Below are 13,995 nucleotides of genomic sequence, written 5' to 3'. Positions count from 1 at the left end.
ATGCCTTTACGGAATCCTTGCACCAGCTTTTCTTTCATGGTGCATCTTCCGGAGTCACCGCTCCCCGGCCAGGTCGACGTCCGTCCGGGTGACCTCCGAGGCGGTCCGCAGCCTTTCGGTCCGACGCCGCAGGTGTGCGACGGGCTCCGAAACGGATCGCCACCACGCGTCCGCCGGGAGCTTGCCGGCGGGCTCGAAGGGCTCGCCGGGCCGCGGCAGCGCCACCGCCTGGCCGGCCTCCTCGGCTGCCTCCTTGGTCCACTCGCCGGGTTCGGCCCAGGCATGCGGGGCCAGGTTGAAGGTGCCCCAGTGAATCGGCAGCAGCACGCCGTGCGGTGCTCCGCCCTGGAGGTCGAGGTGGGCGCGCAGGCCCTCCTCGGGAGTCATGTGGATGTCGGGCCAGAACTCGCTGTACGCGCCGACCTGGATCATCGTGACGTCGAACGGGCCGTGGCCCGCGCCGATGTCCTTGAAGCCCTCGAAGTAGCCGGTGTCGCCGCTGTGGTAGATCCGGTGCTCCTCGCCGGCGACGGCCCAGGACGCCCACAGGGTGTGCTGGGTGTTGCGCAGGCCCCGGCCGCAGAAGTGGCGGGCCGGGGTGGCGGTGAGGGTGAGGCCGCCGATCCTGGTGGACTCGTGCCAGTCGAGTTCGCGCAGCCGGTCCGGGGAAACGCCCCAGTGCTCGAGGTGGGCGCCGACTCCGAGCGGCACGGCGAACACCGTGTCGGTGCCGGCCAGTGCCTTGATCGTGGGCATGTCCAGGTGGTCGTAGTGGTCGTGCGAGATGACCACCACGTCGACCGGGCCGAGCGCGGCCAGCGGCAGCGGCACCGGGTGCAGCCGCTTGGGCCCGACGAAGGGGAATGGGGAGCAGCGCTCGCCCCAGACGGGGTCGAACAGCACGCGGTGTCCGTCGATCTCCGCGAGCACGCTGGAGTGGCCCATCCAGGTCACCCGCAGCCCGGTGGCGGGCGGCTTGGCGAGGTCGGCGAAGGTGGTGGCGTGCACCGGGAGGGTGCCGCGAGGAGTGCGCAGGGGCCGGATGTCCTTGTCGAAGAACACCTTGGCGAAGTCCAGCGTGGACCCGGAGGGCCGGGTACGGGCCGTGCCGCCGGGGTTCTGGAAGACACCGTCCTTGAAGTGAGGGGACCGGCGGATGCGCGCGAGCCGCTCACCACCCGGATCCGCGCCGAAGGCCGCGGGCCGCAGCACGCTGAGCCCGAAGCTCTGGGAACGCAAACCGGTCACGGTACCTCCAGGTGGAGTGGCTGAGGCCCTCCATTATGGTCGGCCCCTCCGACAGACCTCGATCGCCGGGGTCACGGAGCGGTGCCCGCGCGCAACTTCTGGCACCGCTCCGGCGCCTTTGACAGGGCGCCCACTCACTCCGAATACTGACTGGCGATTCAGTAACAGGCTTCCGGGAGACCCCATGACCGCCCCCCTGATGTCGCTCGTGTGGACCGACCACGTCACCGGCCGCCAGGGCTTCCTGGTCGTCGACCGGCTGGTGCGGGGCGTGGCCAGCGGCGGGCTGCGGATGCGGCCCGGCTGCACGCTGGAGGAGGTCGCCGGACTCGCCCGCGGCATGACGATGAAGGAGGCCCTGCACTACGACCCCGAGGGCCGCTACATCCCGCTCGGCGGCGCCAAGGGCGGCATCGACTGCGATCCACGGGACCCCGGGGCGTACGGGCTGCTCGTGCGCTACCTGCGCGCCATGCGGCCGTACATCGAGGGCTTCTGGACGACCGGCGAGGACCTCGGGCTCACCCAGGACCTGGTGGACCGCGCGGCGGCGGAGGCGGGCCTGATCTCCTCCGTCCAGGCGGTGTACCCGCTGCTGGACGACGAGACGGCGGCCAGGAAGCGGCTCGCCGACGCCTTCGCGGTCTCGGTGGACGGCATCGGACTGGACGAGCTGGCGGGCGGCTGCGGGGTCGCCGAGTCGGTGCTGACGGCCCTGGACCGGGCGTCGGTGCCGCACCGGGGCACCCGCGTGGCCGTGCAGGGGCTGGGGACCATGGGCGGGGCCACGGCACGCTTCCTCGCGCGCGCGGGCCTCACGGTCGTCGCCGTGGCCGACATCAAGGGGACTCTCGCCAACCCGGAGGGCCTGGACGTGGAGGCGCTGCTGGCGGCGCGGGACGGGTACGGCACCGTCGACCGCGGTGTGCTGCGCCGCGGCGACCGTGAACTGCCCGGTGACGCATGGCTGTCCGCCGACGCGGAGGTGCTGGTGCCGGCGGCGGTGTCGTACGCGATCGGCGCCGCGGAGCAGGAACGGATCACCGCCCGCTGGATCGTCGAGGCCGCCAACATGCCCGTGCTGCCCGAGGCGGAGGCGCCGCTGGCCGCACGCGGGGTGACCGTGCTGCCGGACGTGGTGGTCAACTCGGCCACGAACGCCTGGTGGTGGTGGACGCTGTTCGGTGACATCGGCCCGGACGCCGACGAGGCGTTCGCGCACATCCGCCGCTCGATGCGCGCCCTGACCGGGCTGGTGCTCGCCCGCGCGGAGGCCGACCGGTCCACGCCGCGCGCCGCCGCCCACGCCCTGGTCACGGACCGCCTGCCGGTGATCGCGGAACGCTTCGGCTGGTACCGCTGAGGCGGCCCGGCCGGCGGCACGCGAAGTGGCCGGAGAGAGCAGGTCCCTTCGGCCGGGCCCTGAGCGACGGACTAGGGTGACCGCGTGGCGAGAGTGCGGTTGAGCGTGGCGGAGCGGCGCGAGGAGTTGCTGCGTGCCGCCATCGAGCAGATCGAGGTGCGGGGCGTGACGGCGGTGCGGATCGCCGACGTGGCCTCCGCCCTCGGTGTGAGCAACGCGCTGGTGCTGTACCACTTCTCGTCGAAGGAGAAGCTGGTCGCCGCCGCGTTCGCCTACGCGGCCGAGGGCGACCTGGCGCGGCTGCGGGCGCTGCTGGGCCGGCGCACCTCCGCGCTGCGCCGGCTGCGGGCGGCGGTGCGCTGGTACGCGCCCACGGGGCAGGCCAAGGGCTGGCGGCTGTGGATCGAGGGCTGGGCGGTGGCGCTGCGCGAGCCCGCGCTGCGGGAGGTCACCCGCGACCTGGACAAGCAGTGGAAGGCGGCGATCGCCGAGGTCGTCGCGGAGGGCGTGGCGGCGGGTGAGTTCGAGTGCGCGGACCCGGCGGGGGCGGCCCTGCGCCTCACCGCGCTTCTCGACGGGCTCGCGGTGCAGCTGACGTCGTACCCGGGCGCGGTGCCACGCTCCCGGGCCCAGCGCTGGGTGGACGACGCCCTGGCTCGGGAACTCGGGCTGCCCCGGGAGGCGTTGACCGGACGGGTACGCTGAGCCGCCCCGCCCCGGGTGGCCGCACGACCGCGCCCCGCACCACCGGACGGCCGCTACAGGGCCACCACACCCGTCACCCCACCCAGGACCCAACGGTCGACACCCGCCCGGGAAACCGCGTTGCCCCAAAAGGAGTCGACCAGGCGAGCGCGCTCAGCCGGCCCGCCCGGGCGACCGCACGACCACGCCCCGCACCACCGGACGGCCGCTACAGGGCCACCACACCCGTCACCCCACCGAGGACCCAACGGTCGACACCCGCCCGGGAAACCGCGTTGCCTCAGGAGGCGTTGACCGGACGGTGCGCTGAGCCGCCCCGCCCGGACGGCCGCATGAGCGTGCCCCGCACCGGCGGGCGCGCGGTACGGGGCCACGACGCCCGTTACGCCACCGACGCGATCCGCATCTTGATGTCGTCCGGCGACAGGGTGCCCTTCGCCGTCACATGATCCCCGGAGGACTCGCCGCGCAGCCGACGGCCGATCCACGGGACGAGGTACTCGCGGGCCCAGTGGACGTCGTCGCGACGGATCTCCAGGGTGCCCCGGGGCGGGAGCTGCGGCCAGGCCTGCTCCGGGTCGGCCGGGACGTCGAGGCCGAGGGCCTGCCCGGCGCGGAGCGCCACGCGCGTGTGCCCCTCGGGCGAGAGGTGCAGCCGGTCGTCGTCCCAGGCCCTGCGGTCCTGAATGGACTTCAGCGACCACAGGTCGAGCACGGGACAGCCGTACCGGTCGGCGATGGCGCGGACGTGCCCGTTGTAGGTGGCGATCTTGCCGCGCAGGTGCTTGAGCAGGGGCACGCCACGGGTGTCGAAGCCGGTCGTCACCAGGACGGTGCCCGCGACGCCGGTGAGCCGCGCAAGGGCCCGCTCGAAGCGCTCGGCCACCTCGTCCGGGTCGGTGCCGGGCCGGATGATGTCGTTGCCCCCCGCACAGAAGGAGACGAGGTCCGGGGCGAGTTCGACGGCCTGCGGAACCTGGTCGGCCACGATCTGGTCGAGCAGCTTCCCGCGCACCGCCAGGTTGGTGTACGCGAAGTCGCCCTCGGGCCGCCGGTCGGCGAGCAGTACCGCGAACCGGTCGGCCCAGCCCACGAAGGCCCCGTCGGGGCCGGGGTCGCCGACGCCCTCGGTGAAGCTGTCCCCCACCGCTACGTACGACCCGATCACTGATCTGCTGTCATTCTTCGAATCGTCTGCCACGTCGGACCATGATTCACCTTCGGATGTGACCTACGCGACCGTAATAAGGGGTTGACGGGCGGTGAGATAAGCCACTTCGCCAACAGGCCTCAACTGGGAATACGACCCACGGACACACCGAAGGCCGGACCCGGGGATCGAGGGTCCGGCCTTCGGTGCGTCAGGGAGAAGGTGTGCGCGGTGGCGGTCAGCCGACGGCGACGCCGTGCGAGCGGAGGTAGCCGACCGGGTCGATGTCCGAACCGTAGTTGGGCGTGGTGCGGATCTCGAAGTGCAGGTGCGGGCCGGTCACGTTGCCGGTGGCGCCCGACAGACCCAGCTGCTGGCCCGCGGTCACGGTCTGGCCGGCCGAGACGGAGAGCTGGGAGAGGTGGCCGTACTGGGCGTAGTAGCCGTCGTTCAGCTTGATGACGACCTGGTTGCCGTACGCGCCGCCCCATCCGGCGGAGACGACGGTGCCGGCGGCGACGGCCTTCACGGGGGTGCCGGTCGGCACGACGAAGTCGACGCCGGTGTGGTAGCCGCTGGACCACATGCTGCCGGCCACGTGGTAGGCGGTGCCGACGGTGGCGCCGGTGACCGGGAGGGTGTAGCCGGTGGAGGTGGCGGGGGCGGCCTGCGCCGCCGGGGCCGCCGACGCCGAGAGGGCGGCCGAGGGGGTCGCCGGCGCCGAGGCGGTCACCTTCGGCCGCTGGGCCCCCCGCGAGGCCGCGGAGGACTCGGTGTGCGCCGTCGCCGCCTTCGCGCCGAGGGACAGCTTCAGACCCGTGTGGATCAGCGACGGATCCGCGCCGACGGCCGGCCGGTTGTCCTCGTAGAGCCGCTGCCAGCCGCCGCCGACGTGCTGCTCGTCGGCGATCTTCGCCAGGCAGTCACCGGACTTCACCGTGTAGCTGCGCACGCCCGAATTCGGCTGCGCGACGGCATTCTTCACGACCGCCTTTTCCACGGCCGGAAGGGACTGCGTGGCATTTCGGGAAACTGACTGCGGGGTGGCGGCGTGCGCTCCGGTGGCCCCGATCAGCGGCAGGGCCAGTGCGGCACCGCCGGTGCCGGCGGCGGCGATGGAGCGGCTGAAACGCCGGCTCTTGGGGCGTCGGTGCTTACCCTTCGCGGGCATGGCGCATTCCTCTCCGACGCCTGCGAGGTGAGCTGTCGGGTTCGGGCTGGAGCCGCCCGGCCGCACATGCGCGGCTGCACCCCGAGCCTGCGCCCCGGGACCGGGACAGGCAGTCGTACCTGGTGGGTCCCCCGCTCCTGCCGAGCACGGGTCAAGTGTGTGGGGACTCCGGGCGGCGGCAGGATTCGGCGTTCCGTCCGGATTGGTGGCGAACGTAAGCGAGCGAGACGCACCCGGACAAGCAGCCGGTTCGTGACGAGAGTGCTCCAGCTGATCGAATTCGGGAATTCACGGTCACTCTCCGTGAATTCCCGAATCCTGACGTTTTCAATGTTCCCTGCCATCGCGGAAATTACGTGCACATGACGCGCGACGCACGGTCACGAATATGACGCTCCTCACGCGCCACCTTTCCACGCCTCCTCATTCCAGAGCGAGTTGGAATGAAGGCTGCAATTCGGACAGAGAGGCTCAGATGCGGTGTAGTCGGAGAACCGTCGCATCCAGGTCGCCCTTCAGCCCGGTGCGCAGCCCGTGATGCAACAGAACCGCACCCCGGTGCACTTCGCCCGTTTCGCGGCATTCGTACGACACCGTGGGGTCGAGTCCGCGGAGCCGTAGCGCAGGCACCGGCTCGCCGTAGCTCTGCGCCTGGAGGCAGGCGAGGACCACGGTCTCGTCCCCGAGGACGTACTGGACGGCACTCAGTCCACCCGTCGGAGGCCGCAGCCGGTACAGCTCGCCATGCTGGACCACCGGGCGGATCTCCTTGTACAGATCCACCCACCGCCGGGCCTCGGACAGCTCCCCCTCGGTCCACTCGGTGAGGTCGCCGCCGACGCCGAGCACCCCGGCCATCGAGCTGACGAAACGGAACCGCAGGGAGCTGACCCGGCCGTTGAGCTGGGTGTTCGGGCTGTCAGTGACCCAGGCGGCCATGACCCGGGCGGGGTGGATCTGGCTGAAGCCGTGTTGGATGGCGAGCCGGTCGAGCGGGTCGGTGTTGTCGGAGGTCCACACCTGGTCGGTGCGGCCCAGCACGCCGAGGTCGATCCGGCCACCCCCGCCCGAGCAGGACTCGAAGGCCACCCGGGGATGGGCGGCGCGCAGCCGGTCCAGCAGGGCGTACAGGGCCCGGACGTGGTCGACCCACAGGCGTTGCGGGTACGGCTCCCCGGGCCAGCCGGCGTCGGTGAAGCAGCGGTTGAAGTCCCACTTCACATAGTCGATCGGGGCGCTGGACAGGAGGGCGTCCAACTGCCCCCAGAGGTACTCCTGGACGTCCTCGCGGGCGAGGTTGAGGACGAGCTGATTGCGTAGTTCCGTCCGCTTTCTACCCGTTTGGTACTGCACCCAGTCGGGGTGAGCACGGTAGAGCTCGCTGTCGGGGTTGACCATCTCCGGCTCGACCCAGATGCCGAACTGCATGCCGAGGCCGTGCACCTGGTCCGCGAGGGGCTTGAGGCCGTGCGGGAAGCGGTCGGGGTTGGGGGTCCAGTCGCCGAGCCCGGCCCGGTCGCTGGTGCGGGCGCCGAACCAGCCGTCGTCCACGACGAACAGCTCGACGCCGATCGCGGCGGCCCGCCGGGCCAGGGCGGCCTGCTGCTCCTCGGAGATGTCGAAGTTGGTCGCCTCCCAGGAGTTGAACAGCACCGGCCGGTCCCGCTCCGCGTCCGGGATGACGTACGCCCGCTGGTAGGCGTGCCAGGCGCGGCTGGCCCCGCCGAAACCGCCGTCGCTCCACAGCCCCGCGAAGACGGGTGTGGTGTACGACTCCCCCGGCTCCAGGAGCAGCAGGCCCGAGTCGTCGTGGCCCGCGCCGCCGGTGATCTGCACGCGCGCGTCGGGGAGTTGGGCGACGGCGATCCGCCAGGAGCCGGACCAGCCGAGCGCGCAGCCGTAGACCTCGCCGCGCTCCTCTGTCGCGTCGGTGTCGAGCGCGACCCAGGGCAGGTGCTGGTGGCCGGTGTGGCCGCGGCGGCTGCCGACGACCTTCTCGCCGTAGGTGAGGGGTGCGGTGGTGAGCAGGGACTCGGCGGCCCAGCGGCCGTGCAGCTGGGACAGCCGCCAGCCCTCGCGCTCGGGCAGGGTCCAGGCGGCGGCGTCGGCGCGCAGCAGTTCCACGCGCGTGTGGCCGCCGTTGGCCACGGTCACCCAGCGCTCCACCACGTCGCCGCGCATCCGGTAGTCCAGGGTGATCGTCACGCCGTCGTCGTCGAAGCGCAGCCGCAGCCCGTCGCCCTCGGCGCCGTCGGTGTCGGTGTCGGTGTCGGTGTCGTACGACACGAAGCGCCACTCGGTGCCGCGCCGCTCGTCGGTGCGCACGGACAGGGCGGGGCGGGTGAAGCGCGGGCCGCCCTCGACGGGGTACTCCTCGCGGCCGTCGAGCGGGGACTCGAAGGGCCGGTAGGGGGGCAGCGGGCTCACCGCGAGGGCTTCGGCGTCGGCGAGCGCGATCCGTGGCCCCCAGTGGAGGTGCAGCAGTTCGTCCGCGTCGGTGAGATGCAGCGCGTAGCTGCTGGTGGGCCCCGACAGGAGCCACGTACGACCGTTTTCGGCGATGTCCACCATCGAGACCTCACAGGTGCCAACAGATCCGCTCAAGTGCGAACATCATTAGGCCCGGTGACCCCTGGTGGCAACGCCTGTGGACAACTGATTGCCCCAGGAAATCGATGTCGTATCGTCAACGGAGCGCCCGTCGACGAGCCGCGCCGGCGGGGCCGACCGGGAGGAGCCCCCGTGACGCAGCAGGTCCCGTCGACCGAACCCGAGCTGGCCGGAGTGCGCAACTTCCGTGACGTGGGCGGACTGCCGACCGTGGACGGACGTCGGGTGCGCCACGGAGTGCTGTTCCGCAGCGGTCACCTCGCGCACGCGACCGGGGAGGACGCCGCCTTCCTCGGCTCCCTGGGCCTGCACACGATCTTCGACTTCCGCAACGCGGCCGACCAGAAGCTGGAGGGCCCCGACGTCGAGCTGCCGGGCGTGCGGAATCTGAACCTGCCGCTGAGCGACCCGGCGGACGGCGCCGAGTTCTGGAAGATGGTCCGCGACGGCGACCTCGACCAGCTCCGCTCGATCCTCGCGGACGGCAAGGCGGCGGCCCGGATGGTCGCCTCGTACCGCACGATCGTCAAGGAGCGCACCGCCGAGCACTCGCGGGTGCTGCACGCGCTGGCCGAGGACAGCGTGCCGGCGCTGATGCACTGCGCGGCCGGCAAGGACCGCGCGGGCATCTCGATAGCCGTCACGCTCCTCGCCGTGGGCGTGGAGCGCGAGGCGATCACCGCCGACTACCTGGAGTCCAACGCGAAGCACCGCCGCTACAAGGTGCGTCGCAACGGCAGCGCGGACACCGCGTACACGCCCGAGGTCATGGAGCTGCTGAGCCCGCTCTTCGACGCGCGCGCCGAGTACCTGTCGGCGGCGTTCCAGAGCATCGAGGAGACGTGGGGCGGCGTCGACACCTACTTCGAGGAGGGCCTGCGGCTCACCTCCGAGGCCCGGGAGCGGCTGCGGGAGCGCCTGGTGGACTGAGCCGGCGGTCAGCCCTTGGCGCCCACCGTGAACAGCAGGTAGAGGAACGCGGCGAAGAGGTGACCGACGGCGATGTAGATGATCAGCCGGATCCACAGTGAGCGGGGGAACTTCTCCTCGAAGTTGCTCATGACAGCTCTCCAGTCAAGGGGCCCAGGCACAGCGTGGCCGTGGGGCTCTGCAGCAGGGTGTGGACGAACAGCAGCTCGACGCCTTCGTGGTCCTCGGCGGCGAGGCGGTGCGGGGTGAGCGAGTCGAAGTGCGCGCTGTCGCCGGGCTCGAGCAGATGCGCGGTGTCCCCCAGGCGCAGCCTGAGCCGCCCCTTGAGGACGTGGAGCCACTCCTCGCCCGGATGGACGCGCACGATGTCGCCCTGGGTGCCGTACGGCACCCGGACGCGCAGCGCCTGCATGCCGCGCCCGGGGGCTCCGGCCTGGAAGTACGTCCAGCCGCCCGCGTGGGTCGGCTCCATGTCGGCGGCGCGCACGACCGCGTCCCGGTCGGCGACCGTCTCGCCGAGCAGGTCCGAGACGGTCGTACCGTAGATACGGGCGAGCGCGAGCAGCATCGGCAGTGACGGCTGGCGCTGCCCGGTCTCCAGCCGGGAGAGGTGGGCGGGCGAGAGCCCGGCGGACCGGGCGGCGGCCTCCAGGGTGAGGCCGGTCCGCCTGCGCAGGGCACGGAGCTGTGGGGCGACGGCGGGCAGCTCGTCTGCGGGCCCCGACTCGGAAGCGTTCATGCCTCCATTGAGCCCGACGTTTGCCTCTGCGGCAAATTGCTTGCCTCAGAGGCAAACCGCTTCCTTGAGATCACTCGCTCATGGTCATGGTGCCGTACGCCTCGTGGCGTACGTCGGGGTGCGGATGCCGGCGCAGCAGACGCAGCGACGAACGCCACTCCTCCGGCCAGCCGAGGCTGCCGCCCGCCCCGGTCACCAGTCCGGCCGCCGGCAGACCGGTGACGGGGCCGCCCTCCCGGGCCGGCCGGTCGGCCGCCGCCAGCAGCGCCCCGCCACGCGTCGGCATGGCACCGTGCACCCGGTCGGTCCGCAGCCGGCCCGCGACCTGCAGCACGGCTGCCACTCCGGCGCCCTGCAGGGCGTCCGCCGGATCCCGCAGGCGTCCGAGGAGCGGGGCGGTCTCCGTGGCCTGGTCGGCCGGCCGGGCAGGGCCCGGGCGGTGCGCAGGGCGTGGCCGGTGACGATCCCGTCGGGGTCGGCCGGCCGCTCGGCGAGGAAGGCGGTGTCCCGTCCGGCGAAGGCGGCCGGCGCCGCGAGGCGCCGCTCGTACGGTCCGCGCGCGTCGAGGTCGACGAGGAGACGGACAACCGGGCGCGGTCCCTTCCGGCCGGAGCACACGGGCGGCCCCGGCCGGAAGGGACGGACGTGCTAGCGGTTGGCCACCGCCTGCTTGATCAGGGTCTTGCCGAAGTCCCACATCAGGCCGCCGCCGCTGTGGGCGTCGTCCATCACGGCCGTGAAGGCGTCCATGAACCGGGCCACGTCGGTCCCGTCGACGACCAGCGGCGGGATGAGCTTGATCACCTCCAGGTGGTCGCCGGAGACCTGGGTGAGGATCCGGTGCCGTTGCAGCAGCGGTACGACCACCATCTGGGCGAACAGGCCCTTGCGGGCGGCCTGCAACATGGCCCAGCGGCCGCGCAGCTTCAGCGACGAGGGCTTGCCGAACTCGATGCCGATCATCAGGCCGCGGCCGCGGACGTCGGCGAGCAGCTCGTACTTGTCGACCAGCGCGGCGAGCCGGGTCTTCAGCAGGTCGCCCGTCCTGCGCACCCCCGCGACGACCTGCTCGTTCTCCATGACCGACAGCACGGCAAGCCCGGCCGCCATCGCCTGGGCGTTGGACCCGAAGCTCGCCGAGTGGACCAGCACGCGGTCCATGGACGAGTAGACCTTCTTGAAGATCCAGTCCTTGCCGAGGGTGGCGCCGACCGGCACGTAGCCGCCGGACAGCGCCTTGGCCACGCACACCAGGTCCGGTTCGACGCCGTCCTCGTGCTGGTAGGCGTAGAAGTCGCCGGTGCGCCCGAGGCCGGTCTGCACCTCGTCCGCGATGAGCAGCGCCCTGTGCCGGTGCAGCAACTCCTGGGCCGCGCGCAGATAGCCGGGCGGTGCCTCGTGCACGCCCTTGCCCTGGATCGGCTCCACGATCAGTGCGGCGACGTCGCCCTTGCCCAACTCCCTCGCCAGTGCGTCGAGATCGCCGAGGGGTACGGCGGTGTCGGGCAGCAGCGGGGCGAAGCCGTCCCGGAAGCCGTCCTCGCCGTTGACCGACAGGGAGCCGGTGGTCAGGCCGTGGAAGGCGTGGTCGCAGTAGAGGACGCGCGTCCTGCCGGTGGCGTACCGGGCGAACTTCAGGGCGGTCTCGACCGCCTCGGTGCCGCTGTTGCCGAAGAACACCCGGTCCAGGTGCGGGCTGTGGGCGAGCAGCCGCTCCGCGAGCAGGCCGGGCAGCGGCTGGCAGTCGAAGCGGGTGAGGTCGGCGAGGTTCAGGTCCAGGACGTCGTGCAGCGCCTGCCGGACGACCGGGTGGTGGCGGCCGAGGCCCATCACCCCGAACCCGGCGAGCATGTCCAGGTAGTCGTTGCCGTCCGCGTCGAAGAAGTGGGCGCCCTCGGCGCGCTCGTAGACCTTGTCGAAGCCGATGGTGTGCAGCATGCGCGGGAGCTGCGGATTCAGGTACTTCGTGTGCAGCTCGTAGCGCTCGGCTCCGCGCTCGGCGAGGAGGGCGCCGAGGTCGAACTCGGTGGTCATTCAGCTTTCTCCTTGGCTGTGCCCCCCGCGTCCTTGACGGCCAGGCTCGCGCCGATCCGGCCGGCGACCTCGACGGGCGTGAGGCCGATGTCGGCCAGCACCTCGCCGCGCTTGGCGTGGGCGAGGAACTGCTCCGGGATGCCGAACCGCCGTACCGGCACGTCCACGTCGGCGTCACCGAGCGCGAGCGCCACGGCCGAACCGACGCCGGCGGCCCGGCTGTTGTCCTCCACGACGGCCACGAGACGGTGTCCGGCGGCCAGGCCCGGCAGCGCGGGGTCCACGGGCTTGACCCAACGCGGGTCGACCACCGTGCAGTCGATGCCACGCGCCGACAGCAGCTCGGCGGCCTGCAGGCACACCGGCGCCATCACGCCGACGGCCACCAGCAGCACGTCGGGGCGCTCGGCGCGGCGCAGCACATCCATGCCGCCGACGCGGCCGACCGCCGGGACCTCCGGTCCCACCGACTCCTTCGGGAAGCGGACCAAAGTGGGCGCGTCGTCCACGGCTACGGCCTCGCGCAGCTGGGCGCGCAGCTGCTCGGCGTCGCGCGGCGCGGCGATCCTGAGGCCGGGTACGACCTGGAGGACGGACATGTCCCACATGCCGTTGTGCGACGCCCCGTCGACACCGGTGACGCCGGCCCGGTCCAGCACGAAGGTCACCCCGCACCTGTGCAGGGCCACGTCCATCAGCAGCTGGTCGAAGGCGCGGTTGAGGAAGGTGGCGTAGACGGCGACGACCGGGTGCAGGCCGCCGGTGGCGAGGCCTGCCGCGGACACGGCCGCGTGCTGCTCGGCGATGCCCACGTCCCAGACCCGGTCGGGGAAGCGCTCGGCGAACCTGCCGAGGCCCACCGGGTGCAGCATGGCCGCCGTGATCGCCACGACGTCCTCCCGTTCCTCCCCGATCCTGACGATCTCGTCGCCGAACACCGAGGTCCAGGACGGCCCGTTGGACGGCGTGAGGGGCGCGCAGGTGAGCGGGTCCATCACGCCGACGGTGTGGAAGTGGTCCTCCTCGTGGGCGAGGGCGGGTTCGTAGCCGCGGCCCTTCTCCGTGAGGCAGTGGACCAGGACCGGCCCGTGGAAGCGTTTCGCCCGCCGCAGCGCGGACTCGACGGCACCGATGTCGTGGCCGTCGATCGGGCCGACGTACTTCAGGCCCAGGTCCTCGAACATGCCCTGCGGGGCGAAGGCGTCCTTGAAGCCCTTCTTCGCGCCGTGCAGGGACTCGTAGAGCGTGTGGCCGACGACCGGCGTCCGCAGCAGGACGTCCTTGCCCCAGGCGAGGACCTTCTCGTAGCCGTCGGTGGTGCGCAGCGTGGCCAGGTGGTTGGCGAGGCCCCCGATGGTCGGGGCGTACGACCTTTCGTTGTCGTTGACGACGATGATCAGCGGCCGGTCCTTGGCGGCCGCGATGTTGTTCAGCGCCTCCCAGGCCATGCCGCCGGTCAGCGCGCCGTCGCCGATGACCGCGACCACATGGCCCTTCTCCCCCTGCACCTGGTTGGCCTTGGCGAGGCCGTCGGCCCAGCCCAGTGCGGTGGAGGCGTGGCTGTTCTCGATGACGTCGTGCTCGGACTCCTCGCGCGAGGGATAGCCGGACAGGCCGCCCTTGCCGCGCAGCTTGGAGAAGTCCTGACGTCCCGTCAGCAGCTTATGCACATAACTCTGGTGGCCGGTGTCCCACAGGATGCGGTCGACGGGCGACTCGAAGACCCGGTGGAGGGCGATGGAGAGTTCCACCACCCCCAGATTGGGTCCGAGATGACCGCCGGTTCTAGACACCGCGTGCACCAGGAACTCACGTATTTCCTCGGACAGTTCACCGAGTTCCGCCTCGGACAGCGCCTTCAGGTCGCGTGGTCCCCGGATGTTCTCCAGAATCGTCACGCTGGGCCCCCTCTCGGTCCGTGCCGTGCCTTGACCAACTCACTTCGTCTGTTCGGCGAGCTTCATGGCCTCCTCGATGAGGGTCTCCACGATCTTGGACTCGGGGACGGTCTTGATGACCTCGCCCTTGACGAAGATCTGGCCCTT

General features: G+C 71.8%; 12 protein-coding genes and 1 riboswitch. Of the genes, 3 read left to right on the top strand and 9 right to left on the bottom strand.

Annotated elements, in window-relative coordinates; all coding sequences use genetic code 11:
- Nucleotides 1–54 precede the first annotated feature (54 nt).
- Complete coding sequence (locus AC07CM_RS17675; protein ID WP_478877299.1) at nt 55–1,248, bottom strand: MBL fold metallo-hydrolase; 1,194 nt, start codon at nt 1,246–1,248, stop codon at nt 55–57.
- 184 nt (nt 1,249–1,432) lie between these two features.
- Here AC07CM_RS17675 and AC07CM_RS17670 point away from each other — a divergent pair, with 184 nt between their 5' ends.
- Nucleotides 1,433–2,611, top strand: coding sequence for a Glu/Leu/Phe/Val dehydrogenase dimerization domain-containing protein (locus AC07CM_RS17670; protein WP_478877298.1), 1,179 nt, complete (start codon nt 1,433–1,435; stop codon nt 2,609–2,611).
- 84 nt (nt 2,612–2,695) lie between these two features.
- Complete coding sequence (locus AC07CM_RS17665; protein ID WP_478877297.1) at nt 2,696–3,316, top strand: TetR family transcriptional regulator C-terminal domain-containing protein; 621 nt, start codon at nt 2,696–2,698, stop codon at nt 3,314–3,316.
- Nucleotides 3,317–3,698: 382 nt separating this feature from the next.
- Here AC07CM_RS17665 and AC07CM_RS17660 read toward each other — a convergent pair whose 3' ends face one another.
- The 3 genes from AC07CM_RS17660 to AC07CM_RS17650 form a co-directional block, all read right to left on the bottom strand.
- The gene (locus tag AC07CM_RS17660; RefSeq protein ID WP_478877509.1) at nt 3,699–4,484 is read right to left on the bottom strand and encodes an SGNH/GDSL hydrolase family protein; all 786 of its coding nucleotides are present in this window, start codon (nt 4,482–4,484) and stop codon (nt 3,699–3,701) included.
- A 220-nt stretch (nt 4,485–4,704) separates the two neighbouring features.
- On the bottom strand, nt 4,705–5,637 hold the full coding sequence (locus AC07CM_RS17655) for a M23 family metallopeptidase (RefSeq protein ID WP_478877296.1): 933 nt from the start codon (nt 5,635–5,637) through the stop codon (nt 4,705–4,707).
- A gap of 4 nt (nt 5,638–5,641) precedes the next feature.
- A riboswitch (cyclic di-AMP (ydaO/yuaA leader) is annotated at nt 5,642–5,805 on the bottom strand.
- 303 nt (nt 5,806–6,108) lie between these two features.
- A complete protein-coding gene (locus AC07CM_RS17650; RefSeq protein ID WP_478877508.1) occupies nt 6,109–8,208 on the bottom strand; it encodes an alpha-galactosidase in 2,100 nt (699 codons plus the stop codon).
- Nucleotides 8,209–8,379: 171 nt separating this feature from the next.
- On the opposite strand from AC07CM_RS17650, the gene AC07CM_RS17645 reads away from it, so the two are divergent.
- Complete coding sequence (locus AC07CM_RS17645) at nt 8,380–9,177, top strand: tyrosine-protein phosphatase (protein WP_478877295.1); 798 nt, start codon at nt 8,380–8,382, stop codon at nt 9,175–9,177.
- Nucleotides 9,178–9,185: 8 nt separating this feature from the next.
- On the opposite strand, the gene AC07CM_RS17640 is transcribed toward AC07CM_RS17645, so the two are convergent.
- The 5 genes from AC07CM_RS17640 to dxs form a co-directional block, all read right to left on the bottom strand.
- Complete coding sequence (locus tag AC07CM_RS17640) at nt 9,186–9,308, bottom strand: DUF6126 family protein (protein ID WP_391331455.1); 123 nt, start codon at nt 9,306–9,308, stop codon at nt 9,186–9,188.
- Nucleotides 9,305–9,916 (bottom strand): helix-turn-helix domain-containing protein, encoded by a 612-nt coding sequence (locus AC07CM_RS17635; protein WP_478877294.1) that lies wholly within the window; start codon nt 9,914–9,916, stop codon nt 9,305–9,307. The genes AC07CM_RS17640 and AC07CM_RS17635 overlap by 4 nt, the downstream gene beginning before the upstream one ends.
- A gap of 70 nt (nt 9,917–9,986) precedes the next feature.
- Nucleotides 9,987–10,259 carry a hypothetical protein gene (locus tag AC07CM_RS17630; protein ID WP_478877293.1) on the bottom strand — a complete coding sequence of 91 codons (273 nt, stop codon included), beginning with the start codon at nt 10,257–10,259 and terminating at the stop codon, nt 9,987–9,989.
- 305 nt (nt 10,260–10,564) lie between these two features.
- Nucleotides 10,565–11,950: an aspartate aminotransferase family protein gene (locus tag AC07CM_RS17625; protein WP_478877292.1), complete on the bottom strand. Its 1,386-nt coding sequence runs from the start codon at nt 11,948–11,950 to the stop codon at nt 10,565–10,567.
- A complete protein-coding gene (gene dxs, locus AC07CM_RS17620) occupies nt 11,947–13,848 on the bottom strand; it encodes a 1-deoxy-D-xylulose-5-phosphate synthase (protein WP_478877291.1) in 1,902 nt (633 codons plus the stop codon). The genes AC07CM_RS17625 and dxs overlap by 4 nt, the downstream gene beginning before the upstream one ends.
- Between the last annotated feature and the right edge of the window lie 147 nt (nt 13,849–13,995).

The sequence above is a fragment of the Streptomyces sp. NPDC044061 genome (assembly GCF_056434305.1).
Note: the sequence above shows the minus strand (reverse complement) of the source record. Positions and strands in the feature narration are given on the sequence as shown.

Coding starts and splice junctions, on each gene's coding strand:
- AC07CM_RS17670 (WP_478877298.1), top strand. CDS start 1,433: ATGACCGCCCCCCTGATGTCGCTCGTGTGGACCGACCACGTCACCGGC.
- AC07CM_RS17655 (WP_478877296.1), bottom strand. CDS start 5,637: ATGCCCGCGAAGGGTAAGCACCGACGCCCCAAGAGCCGGCGTTTCAGC.
- AC07CM_RS17650 (WP_478877508.1), bottom strand. CDS start 8,208: ATGGTGGACATCGCCGAAAACGGTCGTACGTGGCTCCTGTCGGGGCCC.
- AC07CM_RS17640 (WP_391331455.1), bottom strand. CDS start 9,308: ATGAGCAACTTCGAGGAGAAGTTCCCCCGCTCACTGTGGATCCGGCTG.
- AC07CM_RS17635 (WP_478877294.1), bottom strand. CDS start 9,916: ATGAACGCTTCCGAGTCGGGGCCCGCAGACGAGCTGCCCGCCGTCGCC.
- AC07CM_RS17625 (WP_478877292.1), bottom strand. CDS start 11,950: ATGACCACCGAGTTCGACCTCGGCGCCCTCCTCGCCGAGCGCGGAGCC.